Source organism: Gilvimarinus gilvus (genome assembly GCF_030518155.1).
GTDB classification, from domain to species: Bacteria; Pseudomonadota; Gammaproteobacteria; order Pseudomonadales; family Cellvibrionaceae; genus Gilvimarinus; species Gilvimarinus gilvus.
In genome coordinates this window covers 21,163-40,218 of record NZ_JAULRU010000371.1, presented here as the reverse complement: position 1 = coordinate 40,218, position 19,056 = coordinate 21,163, and the positions used below count along the sequence as shown (strand labels likewise).

General features: G+C 51.7%; 19 protein-coding genes. 9 read left to right on the top strand and 10 right to left on the bottom strand.

The annotated features are described in order from the left end of the window. Window positions 1-56: 56 nt before the first annotated feature. A complete protein-coding gene (locus tag QWI17_RS06500) occupies window positions 57-1,391 on the top strand; it encodes an OmpP1/FadL family transporter (protein WP_302721724.1) in 1,335 nt (444 codons plus the stop codon). Between the two features lie 111 nt (window positions 1,392-1,502). Here the strand turns inward: QWI17_RS06500 and QWI17_RS06495 are convergent, their stop codons facing one another. From QWI17_RS06495 to glnA, 9 genes are all read right to left on the bottom strand, one after another. Next, entirely contained in the window at window positions 1,503-1,979 is a 477-nt protein-coding gene (locus QWI17_RS06495; RefSeq protein ID WP_302721723.1) for a GNAT family N-acetyltransferase, read from the bottom strand. Beyond that, a complete protein-coding gene (locus QWI17_RS06490; protein ID WP_302721722.1) occupies window positions 1,976-2,221 on the bottom strand; it encodes a DUF2164 domain-containing protein in 246 nt (81 codons plus the stop codon). The genes QWI17_RS06495 and QWI17_RS06490 overlap by 4 nt, the downstream gene beginning before the upstream one ends. After that, the gene (locus tag QWI17_RS06485; RefSeq protein ID WP_302721721.1) at window positions 2,221-2,829 is read right to left on the bottom strand and encodes a transglutaminase-like domain-containing protein; all 609 of its coding nucleotides are present in this window, start codon (window positions 2,827-2,829) and stop codon (window positions 2,221-2,223) included. Before QWI17_RS06485 ends, QWI17_RS06490 begins: the two co-directional genes overlap by 1 nt. Window position 2,830: 1 nt before the next feature. Then, window positions 2,831-3,673 (bottom strand): AraC family transcriptional regulator, encoded by an 843-nt coding sequence (locus tag QWI17_RS06480; protein WP_302721720.1) that lies wholly within the window; start codon window positions 3,671-3,673, stop codon window positions 2,831-2,833. Between the two features lie 119 nt (window positions 3,674-3,792). Next, entirely contained in the window at window positions 3,793-5,151 is a 1,359-nt protein-coding gene (locus QWI17_RS06475) for an alanine/glycine:cation symporter family protein (protein WP_502553142.1), read from the bottom strand. Between the two features lie 362 nt (window positions 5,152-5,513). Further along, on the bottom strand, window positions 5,514-6,935 hold the full coding sequence (gene glnG, locus QWI17_RS06470) for a nitrogen regulation protein NR(I) (protein ID WP_302721719.1): 1,422 nt from the start codon (window positions 6,933-6,935) through the stop codon (window positions 5,514-5,516). Then, a complete protein-coding gene (gene glnL, locus QWI17_RS06465; RefSeq protein ID WP_302721718.1) occupies window positions 6,922-8,025 on the bottom strand; it encodes a nitrogen regulation protein NR(II) in 1,104 nt (367 codons plus the stop codon). Before glnL ends, glnG begins: the two co-directional genes overlap by 14 nt. Window positions 8,026-8,217: 192 nt before the next feature. Then, a complete protein-coding gene (locus QWI17_RS06460; RefSeq protein WP_302721717.1) occupies window positions 8,218-8,739 on the bottom strand; it encodes a DUF4124 domain-containing protein in 522 nt (173 codons plus the stop codon). A gap of 129 nt (window positions 8,740-8,868) precedes the next feature. Then, the gene (gene glnA / locus QWI17_RS06455; RefSeq protein ID WP_302721716.1) at window positions 8,869-10,272 is read right to left on the bottom strand and encodes a glutamate--ammonia ligase; all 1,404 of its coding nucleotides are present in this window, start codon (window positions 10,270-10,272) and stop codon (window positions 8,869-8,871) included. Between the two features lie 340 nt (window positions 10,273-10,612). Between glnA and thiI the strand changes: the two genes are divergently transcribed. The 8 genes from thiI to QWI17_RS06415 all read left to right on the top strand — a co-directional run bounded on the left by thiI (window position 10,613) and on the right by QWI17_RS06415 (window position 18,664). Continuing rightward, window positions 10,613-12,085 (top strand): tRNA uracil 4-sulfurtransferase ThiI, encoded by a 1,473-nt coding sequence (gene thiI / locus QWI17_RS06450; protein WP_302721715.1) that lies wholly within the window; start codon window positions 10,613-10,615, stop codon window positions 12,083-12,085. Between the two features lie 6 nt (window positions 12,086-12,091). Next, window positions 12,092-12,559, top strand: a complete 468-nt coding sequence (locus QWI17_RS06445; RefSeq protein WP_302721714.1) for a hypothetical protein — start codon at window positions 12,092-12,094, stop codon at window positions 12,557-12,559. A gap of 163 nt (window positions 12,560-12,722) precedes the next feature. After that, window positions 12,723-14,549 (top strand): translational GTPase TypA, encoded by a 1,827-nt coding sequence (gene typA / locus QWI17_RS06440; protein ID WP_302721713.1) that lies wholly within the window; start codon window positions 12,723-12,725, stop codon window positions 14,547-14,549. A gap of 282 nt (window positions 14,550-14,831) precedes the next feature. After that, on the top strand, window positions 14,832-16,157 hold the full coding sequence (locus QWI17_RS06435) for a glycoside hydrolase family 2 TIM barrel-domain containing protein (RefSeq protein ID WP_302721712.1): 1,326 nt from the start codon (window positions 14,832-14,834) through the stop codon (window positions 16,155-16,157). Window positions 16,158-16,442: 285 nt separating this feature from the next. Continuing rightward, window positions 16,443-17,744: a GGDEF domain-containing protein gene (locus QWI17_RS06430; protein WP_302721711.1), complete on the top strand. Its 1,302-nt coding sequence runs from the start codon at window positions 16,443-16,445 to the stop codon at window positions 17,742-17,744. Continuing rightward, on the top strand, window positions 17,741-17,944 hold the full coding sequence (locus tag QWI17_RS06425) for a hypothetical protein (protein WP_302721710.1): 204 nt from the start codon (window positions 17,741-17,743) through the stop codon (window positions 17,942-17,944). Before QWI17_RS06430 ends, QWI17_RS06425 begins: the two co-directional genes overlap by 4 nt. An 8-nt stretch (window positions 17,945-17,952) precedes the next feature. Beyond that, the gene (locus QWI17_RS06420) at window positions 17,953-18,390 is read left to right on the top strand and encodes a cupin domain-containing protein (protein WP_302721709.1); all 438 of its coding nucleotides are present in this window, start codon (window positions 17,953-17,955) and stop codon (window positions 18,388-18,390) included. Between the two features lie 43 nt (window positions 18,391-18,433). After that, a complete protein-coding gene (locus tag QWI17_RS06415) occupies window positions 18,434-18,664 on the top strand; it encodes a hypothetical protein (protein ID WP_302721708.1) in 231 nt (76 codons plus the stop codon). Between the two features lie 37 nt (window positions 18,665-18,701). Here the strand turns inward: QWI17_RS06415 and QWI17_RS06410 are convergent, their stop codons facing one another. Continuing rightward, entirely contained in the window at window positions 18,702-18,989 is a 288-nt protein-coding gene (locus tag QWI17_RS06410; RefSeq protein WP_302721707.1) for a putative quinol monooxygenase, read from the bottom strand. Window positions 18,990-19,056 lie beyond the last annotated feature (67 nt).

The following is a 19,056-nucleotide window of genomic DNA, read 5'->3' as shown; positions in this document are numbered from 1 at the left end:
TACGCTTAAGCTACTTGCGTTAGATTTTTTGTAGCTCCAGATCGAGGGTTTTTATAATGAATAATAAAGTGAAAAAACTGTCAATAGTAGGTGCCTTAGTGGCCACAAGCAGTGTGGCCCACGGCGCGTCATTTCAGTTGCTTGAACAGAGCCCTGCCCAGCTGGGTAAGGCCTTTGCTGGCACCGCATCCGACATTACCGATGCCACTACGGTGTTTTTCAACCCCGCAGGCATGAGTAAGCTTAATGCAACCAGTGTTGCTGTGGGTTTCAATGTGGTTTCCACCGATGCCACATTCAATGACAACGGCTCAACCTTCAGCGGCGGCGACGGTACTACCGAAGAGTTCGGATTTATCCCCAATTTGTACGCCGCCATACCCCTAACGGAAACGCTGGCCGTTGGGGTTGGTATAAGCGCCCCGTTTGGTTTGGCCAGTCGTTTTGATGAAGAGTGGGCGGGGCGATATTCCGCGACCGACAGCGAGCTGGAAGTTGTTAACTTTAACGTAACCACCTCTTGGGCACCCAACGATAAGTTTGCCATTGGCTTGGGGTTGAACTATCAAACCGTAGAGGCCACCTTGGAGAATCAAGTGGATTCTACCTTGGGGGTGCTACCAGCGACCGCCACTGACAGCAGCGCTAAAATTAAGGGCGATGACGATGGTTTTGTTCTGGATGCCAGTGTACTTATTACACCTTCTGAAAATACCAGTATCGGCTTACTTTGGCGTGAGGGCGGCGACTATAAACTGCAGGGCGATGCCAGTTTTGATTTGAATGCGGCCTGTGCTCCGGGAGCAGGTTATCCTACCGGAGCCCCACCTGCGCCCACCACCGGCACACTGTGCGCCGGTGCGCTCGGCGCACTTGCCGGGGACATTGAGGCTGAGGTTGAGCTTCCCGATACTCTTACCTTGAGCTTAAGCCAACGGTTTACCCCCGCATTTGCAATGCACCTTGATGTTTCGCAAACCGACTGGAGCAGCATTAAGACAGTGGCCGTCGTTAAGGCCGATAACGGAGCTCCGGTTGATGCACTTAACCTTCAGTACGGAGACACAACGCGCTACGCATTGGGGGCTACTTTAGGAGTGCCTGGGCAGTTTAACTGGCGGTTTGGCGTCGCTCAGGATGAAACCCCTCAGGATAACCCTGAGTTTGTCAGTGCCCGTATCCCCGATGCCGATCGCACCTGGCTGGCTGCAGGCTTTCACTGGCCGTTATCAAACAGCATGTCGGTTGACGTGAGTTACGCTTACCTCATGGTGGACGATGCCGAGCTGCATGAAAGCGAAGTAACACCCGTCGGTAGTTCCGCTGTATTGTCGGGTTCTTTCGACAGTTCAGTGAATATTTTAGCGGCACAGTTTAATTGGAAATTCTAGGATAACGTCGGACGTCGGATGTCTGATGACGGATGCTAAAAAAGAACATTTAATGCTGAGCTTTAGAGCATCAATTGTTCGTTTCCGACATCAGACATCAGGCATCCAGCGCTATAGCTTCTTCTCCCAAAATAAAGCCTGCCCCTTGCCTGGGTCTAATTCGTAGCCGGCAAAGCCGAACGTTTGGTAGGCGGCTTTGGCTGTGGTGTTGCCACTTAATACTTCCAGGGTTAATTTGCAGCAGTCTCGCTCGCGGCCAATGATTTCAAGCTCTTGCATTAGCTGTCGGCTGAGGCCCATTCCCCGATACGGTTTGAGTACGGCCAGGTCATGAATGTTGATCAGCGGCCGGCAGGCGAAGCTGGAGAATCCCCAGAAACCATTGAGAATCCCTGCCGCCTGATCGTCTACAAAGGCCAGTAACGTTATGGCGTTGTGCTCCGCCAGTTTACCTACCAAATGTTCACGTGTGTATTGGGGCAGTGGCTGCCCTCCGCCCATAGGGTCTTCAGCGTAGGCATTCAGCAGCGTTATGATATTTTTGCCGTCATCGCTGCTTTGGTAATCGGCCAGTCGGATGTCGATCACCGTTTAAACTCCGTGCTTTTTTCCAGATCGTAGACGGCATCCGTAATACTGTCCATGCGCTCATGCAGTAGCGCGCCGGCATCGTAGAGTCCGCGATTGTAGAAGTACGGCCCGATTTCTTCGCTAAAAAAATCCAGTAAAAATTGCGCATCAAAATTGCCGATGGACTGCTCGAGCTCATCGCGAAAATAGCCCTGAATTTTTTGTACAATCAATTCCTTCTCTTGGTTTGAAAATTTCATTAAGTTTCTCCGTTGCTTGGTATGATTGCAATGTCAGGCAGATTATCAGCCACGCTGCGCCACGTTTTATGGCGCTCTAAACACTCTGTAATTACGGGTAGCGGCTCGGCCCAAATTTCAGGTAAGTCTACTTCGCCGCTACTGACAATTGGAAATGCCAACCGTTCTGTGGGTGGCGAAAATTCTGCATTTACCCCCTTTTTGTTGCCGCGAGCGTCCACTCGGTACCAACCATAATCTCGGAGATATACCGCATTCAACCCATGTAAGCAAAATGGCGGCTGATCGTTAGTTACCGTAAGCCTCTGATAGCAAACTCCAGCGGGAATATCGGCCGCCCGTAATAACGCAGCTAAAAGGTGGCTTTTGGCGTAGCAGTAACCTGTTGCGGAGGCTAATACATCAGAGGCGCGGCAGGTTGTGGGACTGCGCTGAAAGTCCCAGCTGTGTGCAATTTCATCGCGCACAAAGTGAAAGCAGGCGGCGGCTTTGTCTGTGTCGTTGGTCAGGTGCCCGGTAAGCTGTGCACTTTTATTCTGCACGCTGTTGTCGTCCCAGTTTATATAGTGTGAGACGGCCAGATACAGAGCCAAGTTCGAATCGGTCATGCTAATCCTTGAGCGGTAGATACAGGTCGGTAATCATAGCGTGTTCTGGCACTTCAGGGAAAAAGCGGATGCGCTCCGTAAACAGAGGGAAATCGCCCGGTTCTTCTTGGTTGCCGGGAAGCCAGTTTCGGTAAAGAAATTGCAGCTTCGTGTCTATTTTTGAGTCAGGGCCGATGTGGCGTACATAAGCGCATCGGCACGTGGGAAGTCTCTTCGCTGTGAGCGGGGCAATATCATCAACTGGGCGCTTTTTTTCTACGGCCAACCCCAATTCAAATTCGTCCGCTGCGACAGAGTTAGGGTCGCTGTAAAAAACATTGAATGTTCGACTGGTTTGAGGTGATAAGTGGCGAGCCTTACGCCAGCCAATAAACTGTTGAATTGTCTTTGTGAGTTGGCTTTCGGGGCCTCGATGGATTAGTTCGTATATATCCAGAGGCTGGAATTGCACCACCTTAATCTCTTGTGAGCTCATGCTTTGATCCTGCAAAGTAGGTAAGTTGGCGGCCATAACGGGAGATGCCTGTTGACGATACACACTCGGGGGGCAGCCAAATTTGCGTGTGAATGCCCGGCTAAAGGCTTCCGGACTTTGATAGGCGTTGTCGAGAGCGATGTCTGTTATGGATAACCAGGGGCGAAACAACAATTGATAAGCTGCTCGTTTAAGCTTGCTCATGGCGCAGAACTGACCAACGGCAATACCCGTTTGCGCGCGAAACAAGCGGTGGAAATGAAACGGCGAAATGCCCACAGTTTTACTGAGTTGTTGCAGAGTTAAGCGTACATCGGGGTTAGATTCAATCGCGGTGATGGCATTGAGTATATTTTGACTGTATGGCATGTATCCTCCAAGCGTGGTTATGCTAGAGGAATGAATAATGTTTTGCCTGACCGATCTTGCTTATCGGCGTAAACTGTTTTTCCACCGTCCACCGTCCACCGTCCACCGTACACCGTCCATCATTCACCATTCAATCTACTAAAGTAATTTCTAGCCGCCACCATTATTTTGGGGGCCAGCAGTAGAGCCGACACCATCGTCGGGATGGCCATAACCGCGTACATGCCAATTAAGAAATTAAACAGGGCGCCTACGGTACCAATGCTGCCCACAACAATGAGCAGGCAGTAGATCCAAACGTAGTGGTGCTGATAGCGAGCCCCAATTAAAAAGCCCAGACACTTGCTGCCGTAGTACCAAAAAGTAAGGATAGTACTCAGACTTAGAAAAATAACCATAACGGTCAATAAACTTGGGCCGAGGCTGCCGTAGGTTGAGGAAAAAGCAGCCGCGGTTAGCACTACACCATCGCCATTATCAGATTGCCAAACACCCGTTACCAGGATGGCTAAGGCCGTGCAGGTGCAGACAATCAGAGTGTCAATAATAGGGCCAACCATTGCAACCAGCCCCTCGCGCACCGGCTCGTTGGTCCGTGCGGCGCCGTGCGCCATAGACTCAGTGCCAATACCGGCCTCATTGGAAAAGGCGCCGCGACTCACACCAATGGCAATAACGCTACCCAAGGTGCCCCCGGCAACGGCAGTGGCCGAAAACGCATCCTGAAAAATGAGGGCAAAAGCATCTGGCACGGCACTGAGGTTGGTTAACAAGACGCCGCCGGTCATCACCAAATAGGCGAGCACCATAGTGGGAACAACTTTTGCCGTTACTTGAGCGACACGTTTCAAGTCGCCGCTGATAACAATCAATATGCACACTGCCGCCAGCGTACCCACTGCGGCGTCGAATACTAAGTGAGACTCCTCGCTGGCCAAATTGAGCGGGTAAGCAATGGAGGTCCGTAACATGGCCACCAATTGGTTTATTTGGAAGACTGGCTGTGTCCCGCACAAGCCGGCAAAGGCGAACAGCACGGCCAGCCATAGCCAGCCCCTACCTAGCCCCTCGCGAATAACGTACATGGGGCCGCCCTGAAGGTTACCTTTGGAGTCGTTGCCGCGATACATGACGGCGGCGGTGGCGGTAAAAAACTTGGTGGCAATGCCAACCACAGCTGTTACCCACATCCAAAATATGGCGCCCGGTCCGCCTGCGGTAATCGCCAGCGCAACACCGGCGATATTGCCCAGTCCCAGAGTGCCAGACAGGGCAGTACTGAGCGCTTGAAAATGACTCAGGGTGCCTTGATCGTTGCGGTTGTCATAACGGCCGGTAAGAATCGCCAGGCCATGGCCGAGGTATCGATAGGGTAGGGCGCGACTGAATACAACAAAAAATAACCCACCACCAACCAGCAATACGATCAGTGGCGTGCCCCACATAAAGGTAGCAAATTGCTGTAATAGACTTTCCACGTGTCCCCCTGAGTGTTGTTGTTATCAGAGGGTAACATTTGCGGCGTTGTGCGTCAGATGTCTGAGGTCGGATGTCTGACGCTACACATCAATCATGCCCATAACGCAGGCCTTGGAGTATCTCCTAGGTTGTGGTATTCGATTTAGTGCTCTGCGCCGGAGATTTACAATTTTGGGGCCGATACACCGCATTGCGATGCGGGGCATCGTTCCTAAAAGGGGTTTGACAGGTTCAGGCGTCACCCACTCATGATGACATCAGACATCAGACATCAGACATCAGACATCAGACATCAGACATCAGACATCAGACATCAGACATCAGACATCAGACATCAGACATCAGACATCAGACATCAGATTTAGCTGGCCTCGTCGCCGCCAGCCATATCCAGTTCCTTCAATTTACGGGTCAGGGTATTGCGGCCCCAGCCGAGTAAGTTGGCGGCATCGCGCTTGCGCCCGGCGGTATATTTGAGCGCGGTCTCTATCAGCGCGCGTTCAAAGGTGGGTACCGCTTCACTGAGCAGTTGGTGGTGGCCGCGCGCCAGCGCCTGGTCTGCCCAGTGGCGCAGGGCTTTCTCCCAGTCATCTGCCGGGGCATTGCCTTCTTTACTGTCCATCAGCTCTGGCGGTAAGTCTTCAATATGCACTTCACGCCCCGAAGCCATAACGGTAATCCAGCGGCAGGTGTTTTCGAGCTGACGCACATTGCCCGGCCAGGACAGGCTGCACATAAATTCTTCGGTTTCTTTCAGCAATATTTTGGTGTCGACGTTTAACTCGCCAGCCGCCTTTTGCAGAAAAAACTGAGACAGCTTGGGAATGTCCTCACGGCGATCGGCCAGCTTTGGAATGTGTATGCGTATCACATTCAAACGGTGGAACAAGTCTTCGCGAAAGCGATTGTCGGTAACCAAGTTCTCAAGATCCTGATGGGTGGCAGCAATGATGCGCACATCCACTTTTACCGGGGTATGGCCACCCACGCGGTAGAATTCGCCATCCGCGAGTACACGCAGCAACCGTGTCTGCGTCTCAGCGGGCATGTCACCAATTTCGTCCAAAAACAAGGTGCCACCATTGGCTTGCTCAAACCGGCCCTGACGCTGCGTCGCCGCTCCGGTAAAGGCGCCTTTCTCATGACCAAATAGTTCTGATTCCATTAAGTCTTTGGGGATGGCTGCCATGTTAAGTGCAATAAATGGTTCGCTGCGCCGCGGGCTGTGGCGGTGCAATGCGCGTGCGACCAGCTCCTTACCCGTACCCGACTCACCGTTAATCAGCACCGTAATGTTCGACTGAGACAATCGCCCAATAGCGCGAAAGACTTCTTGCATGGCCGGTGCTTCACCAATAATTTCGGTGTCAACTTCCACGGTGTCGGCATGGGTGCGATCGCTTTTTTGCTCCTCGGCGTGGGCGAGCGCGCGCTGTACGACGGCGACGGCTTCATCGACATCGAACGGTTTGGGCAGATACTCAAAGGCACCACCCTGATAGGCTGCGACAGCGCTGTCGAGGTCCGAGTGCGCGGTCATGATAATGACAGGCACCTCCGGATGGTTGGAGTGCATAGTAGAGAGCAGCCCCAGGCCGTCCATTCCCGGCATGCGAATATCGCTGACAATCGCATCGGGCACTTCACGGTTGAGTTGATTGAGTGCGGAGTCACCGGAATCGAAAGTGCGGGTTTCAATTCCGGCACCTTGCAGGGCCTTTTCCAGCACCCAGCGGATTGAACGATCGTCGTCAATAATCCATACGCAATTAGACTTCTGCATGGCGGTTTCTCGTAGATGAAGAGTGAGTGGAATTAGTTTCCATAGGGAGGAACAGCGAAAAGCGAGTCTCGCCCGGTTCGCTGTGGCATTCGATTAACCCTTTGTGCTGGTGCACCAAATGCTGTGAAATTGTCAGTCCCAGGCCCGTGCCTTCGGCGCGGCCAGAAATCATCGGGTAGAAAATCTGTTTGACCATATCCTCGGGAATCCCCGGGCCATTGTCGATAACGTCGACATGTATGACCAGGGGGTGATGTACGCCGGAAATCGTGAACTGGCGCCGAACACGTGAGCGCATGGTCAAGCTCGGGTTCGGTGTGTGGTTTTCATTCATCGCTTGCATGGCGTTGCGGGCGATATTGAGCAGGGCCTGAATGAGCTGTTCTTTATCGCCGTAAATATCTGGCAGGCTCGGATCGTAGTCGCGAATAATATTAATACTGTCATCGCTCTCCGCGCGAATCATAGTGGCAACGCGCTCCAGCACCTCGTGAATGTTCAAGACGCCTAGCTGCGGTAATTGATTGGGGCCAAGCATGCGGTCGACTAGGTTACGCAGGCGGTCGGCCTCGTCAATAATGATGCCTGTGTACTCTTTTAGTTCGGTTCCTGGCAGTTCGCGGGCCAGCAACTGTGCCGCACCGCGAATGCCACCGAGCGGGTTCTTAATTTCATGCGCCATACCGCGAATTAACACCCGGGTGGTTTCTTGCGATGAACTCAGCATTTCTTCCCGGGAGATCCGCAGCAGGCGATCCATGGGCAGTATTTCTATCACCAGTCCACTGTTGTGGCTAAAAGGCGTGACCGTATAATCCACAGTAATTTGTTCGCCGTTGAGCAGTTGCCACTCGGCATGCCGCTTGGTGTAGTGGTTACTATTTTCAGCCGCGTGTAGCAGCTCACCTGGTGTGTCTGAGGACTCATGAAAAAAATGCGTGATAGGCTCGCCCAGACAGCGTTCATTACTGATCGACAAAAGCGCCTCAGCTGCCGGGTTCATATGGCAAAGTTGTAGGTGCCCATCCAGCAAAATAATGGCGGTGCTGAGGCTGTCGAGCAGCTGTTTGTGTAGGTCTGGGGGTGTCACGATTGTTCCGTACTCCTGGACCGCCAGCCACAGGGCAGGCGGTGATTTATGAAGGTGCACTATGCAAGAAGTAAACCAATGCAAAAAAGTGCGAAAGATGGGCGTTTTCACACTGTACGTGGCTCGCCCTTTTCAATTTTTGCACAATATTCGGGCTTTTGCTCTAAATTGGGGCGGGCGTTTTGTTTGCGGTCAGTTTAGGGAGGGGCGGTGAACGTAAACGGTCACAGGTGTGCTGCTGGAGAGCACGCGATCGTTGCGGTCTATTACTTCAACATGCAGGTTGTGTTCGCCGCGGGTAATCTCGCGAATAGAGTAATTGTTTAGGTCGGTTTTACCGAGCAATGTGCCATCCATGTAGTAGGCAAACTGAGCGTTATGGCGCAGTGGGGCGGTTGTGGTGACAGCGATCACCAGGTCGCGCTGGCCGGGCGTCAGGGTATGCTGGTCGGTGGGGCTAATGACTTTTATTTGATAATCAGGGTGTTCTTCACCGGGCTCATCGTCTTCTTCACGCATCGGCTCTATGGCTTTGCCGCCCGGTACAATGTTGGTGGGGGGGACGTTAACTTTTTCGGTTTTCTCGCCGCGTTTTTGCGCGGAGCTGGGGTCGTCAGTAAAAGTGACGTTGCCGTATTTATCGACCGACTTGTAGACCTCGGCCGAAGCGCTAAGGGCGCAAAAAATTAATGTAGCGACAACTGTTCTCACCATAGTGATATTTCCATTGCTATAAGGGCGCTTCACTAAGATAGCGCTTTGCCGCTAAAAGAAAAAGGCCCGATCATCGCTGATCGGGCCTTTTGTGAGCTTTTACACGTGAACGTGTTTGGCTCGGGTGACTTACACGCTGTAGTAGAGTTCGAATTCTACTGGGTGTGGAGTCATTTGCAGGCGCTGAATGTCGGCTTGCTTCAGTTCGATGTATGAATCGATGAAGTCTTTAGTGAATACGCCGCCAGCTTGCAGGTACTCGTTGTCGTCTTGCAGAGCTTGCAGAGCTTGTTCCAGGCTAGAGCACACGGTTGGGATTTGTGCTTCTTCTTCTGGAGGTAGGTCGTACAAGTCTTTAGAAGCTGCTTCACCTGGGTGAATCTTGTTCTGAACACCGTCTAGACCAGCCATCAGCAGTGCCGCGAAGCACAAGTATGGGTTGGCCGTTGGGTCAGGGAAGCGAGTCTCAACGCGCTTGGCTTTAGGGCTGGTGACAAACGGAATGCGAATAGACGCAGAGCGGTTGCGCGCAGAATAGGCCAGCATTACTGGAGCTTCGAAGCCCGGAACCAAACGCTTGTACGAGTTGGTAGAGGCGTTACAGAACGCGTTCAGTGAGCGCGCGTGCTTAATGATGCCACCAATGTAGTACAGGGCGGTTTCAGACAAACCAGCGTACTCATCGCCAGCGAACTGATTGGTGCCGTCTTTAGAGAAAGACTGGTGCACGTGCATGCCTGAGCCGTTATCGCCAATCAGAGGCTTGGGCATAAAGGTAGCAGTTTTGCCGTAAGCGTGAGCTACGTTGTGAACGCAGTACTTCAGAATTTGCACTTCGTCGGCTTTTTTCACCAGGGTGTTGGCGCCAACACCGATTTCACACTGACCGGCTGTCGCAACTTCGTGGTGATGAACTTCAATCTCAAGACCCATGGCTTCCATGGCATTACACATTGCGCCACGCAGGTCGTTCAGTGAATCGACTGGAGGCACGGGGAAGTAGCCGCCCTTAACGGTTGGGCGGTGACCCGCGTTACCGTCTTCGAAATCGTCGCCTGAAGACCAAGCGCCTTCTTCGGATTTGATTTTGTAGAATGCGCCGCCCATTTCTGAGGCCCAGTGCACACTGTCAAACACGAAGAACTCTGGCTCTGGACCGAACAGAGCGGTGTCGCCCAGGCCGGTAGACTTCAGGTATTCTTCCGCGCGCAGGCCGATTGAGCGCGGGTCGCGATCGTAGCCTTGCATGGTGGTCGGCTCAACGATGTTACAGCGAATAATAACGGTAGAGTCTTCGGCGAAAGGGTCGAGGACTGAGGTGTCATCCGCTGGCATCAAAATCATGTCTGATTCGTTAATGCCTTTCCAGCCGTTGATGGATGAGCCATCAAACATTTTGCCTTCTTCGAAGAAATCTTCGTCTACGATGGCAGCAGGAATGGTTACGTGCTGTTCTTTACCGCGGGTGTCGGTAAAGCGCATGTCTACCCAGCGCGCTTCGTGTTCTTTGATCAATTCCAGTGTTTTGGACATCGAATGCCTCCAATTTGTAAAGCCTGTGGGCTACGTACGTTTAGAAAAATCGTCAGTAACAATATTGCTACTGATCGGGCGCCCCGCCTGTGGGGCTGGGCGACTTTGTGGTCGTCCTCGAAAGAAGGCAAGAACTGTACCATAAAGTATTCATAAAAGGGGGCCGAATTGTCAGGCTTGCAGCCGGCGCCAGTCGCCCCCTTCTTGCTGTTGTGCACCAAAACGGGTCATTGGTATTTGTGTGGGCACTATATTTGTGCGCCGGTGGTGGGGCGTTTCGTTAAACGCTCCCCATGCATTATAATCACGCGTTTTTCCCGCGCGCTAACAGTAGGCTTACATGCATTTCATCGTCAAGGTTTTCCCGGAAATAATTATCAAGAGCCCGCCGGTTCGCAAGCGGTTTATTCGTCAGTTGCGGGATAACTTACGTGCTCTAATTAGTGAGGTGGGGCCGGGTATTCGCATTGATCGCGACTGGGAAAAAGTAGAAATTACCGCCAGCAATGATGGCATGTCGGCTGAAGAGGTGGCTAATCGAGAGGCGCGTGTCACCGAGATTCTTGCCCATACCCCGGGAATTGGCAGCTTTTTGCGGGTGCTTGAGTTTCCGCTCGGTGATATGCAGCAGATTTTCGAACATGTGCTGGGCTGCTGGCAGGGTCGTTTAAAGGACAAAACGTTTTGTGTGCGGGCCAAGCGCGGTGGTCGTCACGATTTCACCTCGACCGATGTCGAGCGCTATGTCGGCGGAGGCCTGGCGCAGCATACTGAAAATGCCGGGGTTGCCCTGAAAAAGCCCGACGTGACGGTGCGTCTGGAAATTAAAGATGACCGTTTGTTTGTGGTATCCAGCCATCATCAGGGCTTGGGTGGCTATCCTTTGGGGTCGCAGGAGTCGGTGTTAACACTGATATCTGGCGGGTTTGATTCCACGGTATCGACTTACCTGACCATGAAACGCGGTATTCGGACGCACTTCTGCTTTTTTAACCTGGGTGGCCGTCAGCATGAAATGGGTGTTAAAGAGGTCTCCTACTACCTCTGGCATAAATTTGGCGCCTCACATCCGGTGAAATTTATCACTGTGCCCTTTGAGGATGTGGTCAGTGAGATTCTGCAAAACGTCAACAATGCCTATATGGGCGTGGTGTTAAAGCGTATGATGATGCGCGCTGCCAGCAGGGTCGCGGCAGAGCTTAAGTTGCCGGCCCTGGTGACCGGAGAAAGCGTTGCTCAGGTGTCGAGCCAGACTCTGCCCAATCTGAATGTCATAGATCGGGTGACGGAGGCCCTGGTGTTGCGTCCGCTTATTACCATGGATAAGGGCGAGATCATCGACATTTCCCGCAATATTGGCACAGAAACCTTTGCCGCCAGCATGCCAGAGTACTGCGGTGTCATTTCGGTGCGGCCCACAACCCGGGCTAAGCTCGATAGAGTTGTGGCGGCCGAGGACAAATTTGATTTTGCTGTGCTCGAAAAAGCTGTGCAAGACAAGGTTGTGGTTGACGTGCGGGATCTGGCCGAGTCGGTCGAGCCGGGTCAACCGGTGGCTGTGGTTGCCAGTTTACCTGTGGACGGCGTGGTAATTGATATTCGCCACCCGGACGAAGAGTGCCTCAAGCCATTGCTGCTTACCGATACTGTGGTGTTGAAAATCCCATTTTATACATTGAACAAGTCTCTGGCGCAGCTGGAGGAAGGGAAGCGCTATTATCTGTATTGTGAAAAAGGCATTATGAGTCAGCTCCACGCATCCCACCTGGTGGATGATGGTCGTACCAATATTGGCGTCTATCGCCCTGAGTAACGATTTATGCGTAAGAAGAAGTCTACGGTAGTGCAGGGTTTGATCGCATTGGTGGTCGTTGTTGGGCTGATCGCCGTTTCTATCGGTTCGACGCTGTACTTTACGGGGGTTCCCATTGGCGAGTTTGGACTCAAGCTGGGAGATGCTTTAGAGGGCAACTACAAGCACTCCACCATGACCGATGCGCGCATGAGCTGTGAAGAGCGTATGCGCAAATCGTTTAAAAATCGTATTCGAGTGATGCATGTCGATCAGTTGAGCAGTCGTCATGACGACAAAACCGGACAGTTCAAAATCTTTATTGAGGCCGATCTGTATGCCGACTCTGACCGGATTCCACCGGCCCGGGAAATGTTTATCTCCTGCTTCACTAATGCAGAGTCGGGCAAGATAGAGCAATTTGAGTTTGCCGGTGACTCTGAGGGCCAAATTGGTCCCGATGGTGAAGAGCCCACCAATTATTTGGGTCTTTAGGCGGCTTTGCGCTGGCTAAATTGGATTATTTTTCCGATAGTGCCTAAAAACTGATCTTTTCCATTCCTGTTGTAACCGTAGATCGTTATAATGCGCGCCTTTTCAGCGCTATCGCCCTTGCTAAGGGTGCGCTGCCATTTACTCCGCACCTGAGACCATTACAGTGACCAGCCAATCTAAAATCGCCAATTTGCGAAATATTGCCATTATCGCCCACGTTGACCACGGTAAAACGACCCTGGTAGACAAGCTGCTGTCGCAGTCCGGCACACTTGATCGACGTGACGAGGGCGCCGAGCGCATCATGGACTCGAATGATCAGGAGCGTGAACGCGGCATTACCATTCTGGCTAAAAACACTGCCATCCGTTGGAATGACTACCGTATTAATATCGTGGATACTCCGGGGCACGCCGACTTCGGCGGTGAAGTGGAGCGTGTTTTGTCGATGGTTGACTCTGTGCTGCTGTTGGTTGACGCGGTTGATGGCCCGATGCCGCAAACCCGTTTTGTGACCAGTAAGGCGTTTGAAAAAGGTTTGAACCCGATCGTGGTGATCAACAAGGTTGACCGTCCAGGTGCTCGTCCCGACTGGGTTGTGGATCAAGTGTTTGATTTGTTTGACCGTCTGGGCGCTACCGACGAGCAGCTCGATTTCCCGATTATTTATGCCTCTGCGCTTAACGGCGTGGCCGGTCCTGAGGCCGATGAGCTGGCCGAAGACATGACGCCGCTGTTTGAAATGATTACCAAGCACGTAAAAGCGCCAGATGTAGACATCGAAGGCGATTTCCAGATGCAGGTGTCGGCTCTGGATTACAACAGCTATACCGGTGTTATTGGTATTGGCCGAATTTCTCGCGGTAGTTTGTCACCCAATCAGCAAGTGGTCGTGGCGAAGCGTGAAGGCGGCACTAAAAAAGCTAAAGTATTGCAGGTGATGGGTTATCACGGTCTGGAGCGCGTCGAGACTGATAACGCCACCGCCGGTGACATTGTGTGTATCTCTGGTATTGATGGCTTGGATATCTCCGATACATTGTGTAGCCCGGAGGCTGTCGAGGCACTGCCGCCGCTGACGGTTGATGAGCCTACCGTGAGCATGACCTTTCAGGTGAACGATTCGCCGTTTGCCGGTAAAGAGGGTAAGTTTGTGACCAGCCGTAATATCAAAGATCGGCTGGACCAAGAGCTTATACACAATGTGGCACTGCGTGTTGTCCAGGGTGAAACCCCGGATAAGTTTGTTGTTTCAGGGCGCGGTGAGTTGCACTTGTCCGTGCTGATTGAAAATATGCGTCGTGAAGGCTTTGAGCTCGGTGTGTCCCGCCCAGAGGTTATTCAACGCGAAATAGACGGCGAAATCCAGGAGCCGTTTGAGCAAGTGGTGATCGACGTTGAAGATCAACATCAGGGCTCGGTCATGGAAGAGTTGGGTTTGCGTAAAGCTGAAATGACTAACATGGAGCCAGACGGCAAAGGTCGCGTTAAGCTGGAGTTTATCATTCCATCGCGCGGTTTGATTGGCTTCCGTGGCCAGTTCCTGACGTTGACTTCGGGCTCGGGCATTATGACCAGCGTGTTTGATCACTATGGCCCGGTCAAAGATGGTGAAGTAGCCAAGCGCCAAAATGGTGTATTGGTGTCGATGGTTAAGGGTAAAACTCTGGCCTATGGTCTGCACCCGCTGCAAGATCGTGGTCGCTTATTTCTGGGCCACGGTGTTGAAGTTTATGAAGGTCAGGTAATTGGTATTCACTCGCGCGCCAATGATTTGGTGGTTAACCCTACCAAGGCCAAGCAGCTGACCAACGTACGCGCTTCGGGTACCGATGATGCCCTAACCCTGTCGCCGCCAATTCGTCACACCCTTGAGCAAGCGCTGGAATTTATCGAAGACGATGAGCTGGTGGAAGTAACACCTGAGTCCATTCGCGTGCGTAAAAAGTTACTGACTGAAAACGAACGTAAACGCGCGAAGAATAAGTAGTGTGTATGCGTCGGATGTCTGAAGCCGGACGTCCGACGCGTATGCCTTAGGGGCTGCAAGTCGCAGTGCCTTATAACTTCGGCGGGCATGTGCCTGTAGTTGTGGAAAGCACGTAAGTTTCCTCTAACTTGCGTTGATCTTACTGATACCCTCACAATTGACTTCCGACTTCCGACTTCCGACTTCCGACTTTTCAGTTCCCACTTTCGCTATTATCCTCAGGTGGGGCGCTTGCCGATTTAGAATCTGCTCTGATACGACAAAATAATTAGAGGTAGATGTATGTATAAGTCAGCTAAGTTGGCCGCTGCGGCGGCACTCGCATTTTGTGTTAGCTCTGTTGTCGTTGCCGAAAGTGCAGGCCCTAAGCAGGTGGAGATCGTCAAAAACAGCGGGGTCTATCAGCTTCTGGTGAACGGTGAGCCGTTTGCGGTCAAAGGGGTGGGAGGCTCTAATATTGATACCATGGAGTTGTTGGTGTCGGTTGGCGGTAACAGTGTTCGCACCTGGAATGCTCACAGTGCTGATGCCCTTTTGGCGCAAGCGCAAAAGCATGGCGTTATGGTGGCGCTGGGGTTTGATACCGAGAAAGAGCTTCACGGTTTTGACTACAACGATACAGTGGCAGTCGCGGAGCAGTTTGAGCGCTTTAAGGCCACCGTGGATAAGTACAAAAACCACCCCAATCTTTTAGCCTGGGTGGTTGCCAATGAGCCCAACCTGTTGTTCAACGAAGACGGGTCACTGAAAGACGTTAACCCCCGTGTGTATCAGTCAATCAATGCAATGATCGAATACATACATCAGAATGACCCGTATCACCCCGTGACCTATACTTTTGCCGGAGCCTCGGAAAAGCATATTAAAACTGCATTAAAGTACACGCCTGACGTGGATTTTATTTCAGTGCAATTATACGGTGATGTTGGCGAGTTGCCTCGTATTATTGAAGGGCACAATATCGACAAACCCTACATGGTGACCGAGTACGGTGCCATAGGTCATTGGGAGCGTCCCACTACCGAGTGGGGGCGAGAAATTGAAGAACCTAGTGGTGTCAAAGCACGCACTTTAGCGCAGCGGATGAACGATGCTTTTGCCGGTAATCCTACGGGCAAAGTCATTGGTTCTTATGCCTTTTTGTGGGGGCAAAAACAGGAACGTACACCGACTTGGTATGGCATGTTTAACGCCGATGGTAAACCCAATGCCCGGGTCGATGAGTTGTCTAGGTTCTGGACCGGTGAATACCCACTAAACCGAGCTCCTCTGGCGTTTGCCATTCGCATGAACGAAAAGACGGCCACAGACAGCGTCTATGTGGCTCCGGGGGCAAAAGTCCGCGTTGAGGTGGACGTAAAGGACCCCGATAGCGACACTCTGGAGTATCAGTGGGTGTTGCTCAAAGAGGTTCAGATCCGCAGTCAGGGCGGCGCCTTTGAGCAAAAGCCTGATGCGATGGATATAGCTGTGGTTGAAGAGGCACCGGGCGTGTTGGTTTTTCAGGCACCAGAGGCGGAGGGTGACTACCGCATTTTCTCCTACACCTACGACGGGAAGGGCAAAGTGGGTAATGCGAACTTCCCTTTTTACGTAAAATCCAACTAAATACAATGTCGCCGCCCATAGAGATTTCTCATCGGGCGGCATTCTTACCATTCAGGTAATTCTTCTCAGTCAGAGAAATTGATTGTCGCTTTGCTTTAGGTTGCTCAAAAAGAGCGTTCCGACGAGCACTCCCCACAGTGCGCCATTCTCAATGAGTGCCTCTGACAAGCCCACTTTTTATTCCGCACTGCTTGATAGATAATTACGGCAGTGAATGCGCTGCCGGGTCTTCGTATTTACGTCAATTCAGACCTGAGGTTCAGATAAGGTGGCGGCCGGCCTGTAATGAGTAATTCCTATTCCCATTTGTTGCATATTCGCGATCACACTGAGTTGCGGCTCTATGAGTTGATACCCGATGTTGTATGGATATTCGACGTTGACGAGCATAGCTGGTGGTGGGGCAATCAGCCGGCGCTCGACTTCTGGGGGCTTGATAGTCTAGATGCGCTTATTAATAAAGATCTGTCTGGCGATACACAGGGCGCTCGCGAACGAACCTGGCAGACTTTTGAGCTGGCGCAGCAACAAGGCTTGACGATCGACCCGTGGACAACCTATCCCAATGGTAAGCCCCAAACTCTCTATATGCGCCACAGGGCGGTTCTTATCGGCCCGGATAAACACCGTGCTATTATTGCTTATATCAACGAGCAAGTGGATTTGGGCGAGACCCCGGAAAATCTGTTGTTGGTGGAAGCGATGCGCTACACCCGTGTATTGGTCACGAGTTTCGACGCACATGGGCACAGAGTTACTGAAAACCCTGCCGCAACGGCGGCTTACGCCAGAGTTGAGCGTCAGCACAATACCGATTGTGAATTTATCGCCCGTTTTGTGAGCCCTAAAAGTGGTGAGGCGTGTTTAAGGTTGGCGCTGGAGCAGCAGGGCGGGCGCTGGACCCACCAGATGCTTACGATGCAGGGCGTTAGACGGCATACCTTGGATATTCGCCGCACGCGTCACCCTTTAACAGGTGACTTTTTACTGTTAGTCGTTGAATACGATGTCACTGATTTGCAGCAAGCATTAGAGACTGCCGGTGAGGCCAAAGCTCAGTTGCAAAAGTTAGCTCATTACGATGTGCTCACAGGGCTGCCCAACCTGCGCTTGTTCGAAGAAAAGGCCGAGGCCTTGTTGGCGTCGGCCCGGCGGCTTAAAACGCAAGTTGCCATATTGTTTATTGACCTGGATGGGTTTAAGGCCGTCAATGATCAATACGGTCACCAGTGCGGTGATCAACTGCTAAAGCAAGTTGCTAAGCGCTTGATTGATCGCTCCCGGGACTCCGACTTGGTGGCGCGCATTGGCGGCGATGAGTTTGTCTTGTTACAGTCGAATGCGGTTAGCCGTCAAGGTATCGAACATTTATCGCAAAAACTCATACAGTTAGTGAGCGAACCCTATACGGTTGATGGTAATCAGGTGCAGGTGGGGGTGAGTATTGGTGTCGCGTGTTATCCTGAGCACGGTATTGAAATGACCCAATTGCTCGACAGGGCTGATAAAGCCATGTATCAGGTAAAGCAATCCGGTAAAAGTAACGTTAAGTTTTTCGATGAATCAAATATAAAGGGTAAGGAATGAGTGCCGTCAAACGATTGATTATTATAGTGGGCTGCTTCTTTGCAGCCGTCGCTTGCTATATGTATGGCGTTCCCGCCGGTGGTGCCATTTTTCTTGTGGCGGGTTTGATTTTTGAAGGCCTGTTCTGGATAGGAATCTTTGGTCCTCCTAAGAAAAAGCGCCGCAATCACGCCAGCAAACCTAAATCCGAAACGCCTTAGTGCTTGTTATGTCGCGAACACTGAAGCATTTATACAATAGTGTATTCATTAGTGTTCTGATGGTCATCGGCAGCGCCACGTTAGCCTCGGAGCCTTTATTGAAAGCTACCACCAGCTGGGACGGTGCCGCGATCTCTTATCCAGCAGGTGCGGCTGAAATCACCTCAATTTTGTTGTCGTTGCCAGCCGGCAAAGCGGCGCCATGGCACTGCCACCCGGTGCCCACTTTTGGCTTTGTCAAAAAGGGCAGAATCGAAGTGGAAACTCGGTCGGGGGATAAAACTGTATTACTGGAGGGAGAGTCTGCCGTAGAGGTTATGAAGAGTTTGCATCGAGGTACGGCCATTGATGGGCCGGCAGAAATTATTGTGTTCTATGCGGGCGCTGTCGGTATACCAACAACGGTTATGGCGGATGACCCGCTGGCAGAAAAGTATTGCCGGTAACTTCTTCGCTATGGTTACAGTAACTATATTTAGGAATCGTATGATGAAAATAAAATCACCTCTGGTAATCATTGGGCTGTTGTTTGTTTTAACGGCGTGTTCAACTGTTCACTACGACCACGGTTACGCTAAAGACGGTGTCCGTGAAGGTTTTGAGCCAGACTTGGAAGTTTGTAAAGCTGAGAATCCAGACTCGGCATCTGCCCGTGATGGTTGTATGAGCGATAAGGGATGGACGCGCTCCGATGCCATCAAAGTTGATCGTGGCGAATAGAATAGTTGCGAATAGGGGGCGGGACTGCCCCCGCCTATTACATTTTTTGGTAATAGTTGCTGATCGGCTCCTCCTGCAAATGTTCCTTGAGCGTATCCCGCGCGCCTGATTTCACGGCGTTGTCTAGAAATTGATGATGGTGTTCTGTGCTTTCCCACGTTTCAACCAATGTTGCCTCGAGAGGGTTGGAGGTTTTGTGGTAAATGTTCACTGATTGGCATCCATTAACTGTCGGTAAATCTTTTTTAGCTGAGGCCATTAATTTACGAAAACTGTCCTGTTTGTCTTCTTTCGCGCTTAGCTGAACAATCACTTGAATGCTCATAAATTCTCCTTTTTCTGGTGAGGTATTAGTCTTGATTCCTTGTCCCATATTTGCCTGGGAATTATTA

Bases quoted from the DNA above. Each gene is read 5' to 3' on its own strand.
- QWI17_RS06500 (WP_302721724.1), top strand. From the start codon at position 57: ATGAATAATAAAGTGAAAAAACTGTCAATAGTAGGTGCCTTAGTGGCC.
- QWI17_RS06490 (WP_302721722.1), bottom strand. From the start codon at position 2,221: ATGAAATTTTCAAACCAAGAGAAGGAATTGATTGTACAAAAAATTCAG.
- QWI17_RS06485 (WP_302721721.1), bottom strand. From the start codon at position 2,829: ATGACCGATTCGAACTTGGCTCTGTATCTGGCCGTCTCACACTATATA.
- QWI17_RS06480 (WP_302721720.1), bottom strand. From the start codon at position 3,673: ATGCCATACAGTCAAAATATACTCAATGCCATCACCGCGATTGAATCT.
- glnG (WP_302721719.1), bottom strand. From the start codon at position 6,935: ATGCAGAAGTCTAATTGCGTATGGATTATTGACGACGATCGTTCAATC.
- QWI17_RS06460 (WP_302721717.1), bottom strand. From the start codon at position 8,739: ATGGTGAGAACAGTTGTCGCTACATTAATTTTTTGCGCCCTTAGCGCT.
- glnA (WP_302721716.1), bottom strand. From the start codon at position 10,272: ATGTCCAAAACACTGGAATTGATCAAAGAACACGAAGCGCGCTGGGTA.
- thiI (WP_302721715.1), top strand. From the start codon at position 10,613: ATGCATTTCATCGTCAAGGTTTTCCCGGAAATAATTATCAAGAGCCCG.
- QWI17_RS06445 (WP_302721714.1), top strand. From the start codon at position 12,092: ATGCGTAAGAAGAAGTCTACGGTAGTGCAGGGTTTGATCGCATTGGTG.
- QWI17_RS06435 (WP_302721712.1), top strand. From the start codon at position 14,832: ATGTATAAGTCAGCTAAGTTGGCCGCTGCGGCGGCACTCGCATTTTGT.
- QWI17_RS06430 (WP_302721711.1), top strand. From the start codon at position 16,443: ATGAGTAATTCCTATTCCCATTTGTTGCATATTCGCGATCACACTGAG.
- QWI17_RS06425 (WP_302721710.1), top strand. From the start codon at position 17,741: ATGAGTGCCGTCAAACGATTGATTATTATAGTGGGCTGCTTCTTTGCA.
- QWI17_RS06420 (WP_302721709.1), top strand. From the start codon at position 17,953: ATGTCGCGAACACTGAAGCATTTATACAATAGTGTATTCATTAGTGTT.
- QWI17_RS06415 (WP_302721708.1), top strand. From the start codon at position 18,434: ATGAAAATAAAATCACCTCTGGTAATCATTGGGCTGTTGTTTGTTTTA.
- QWI17_RS06410 (WP_302721707.1), bottom strand. From the start codon at position 18,989: ATGAGCATTCAAGTGATTGTTCAGCTAAGCGCGAAAGAAGACAAACAG.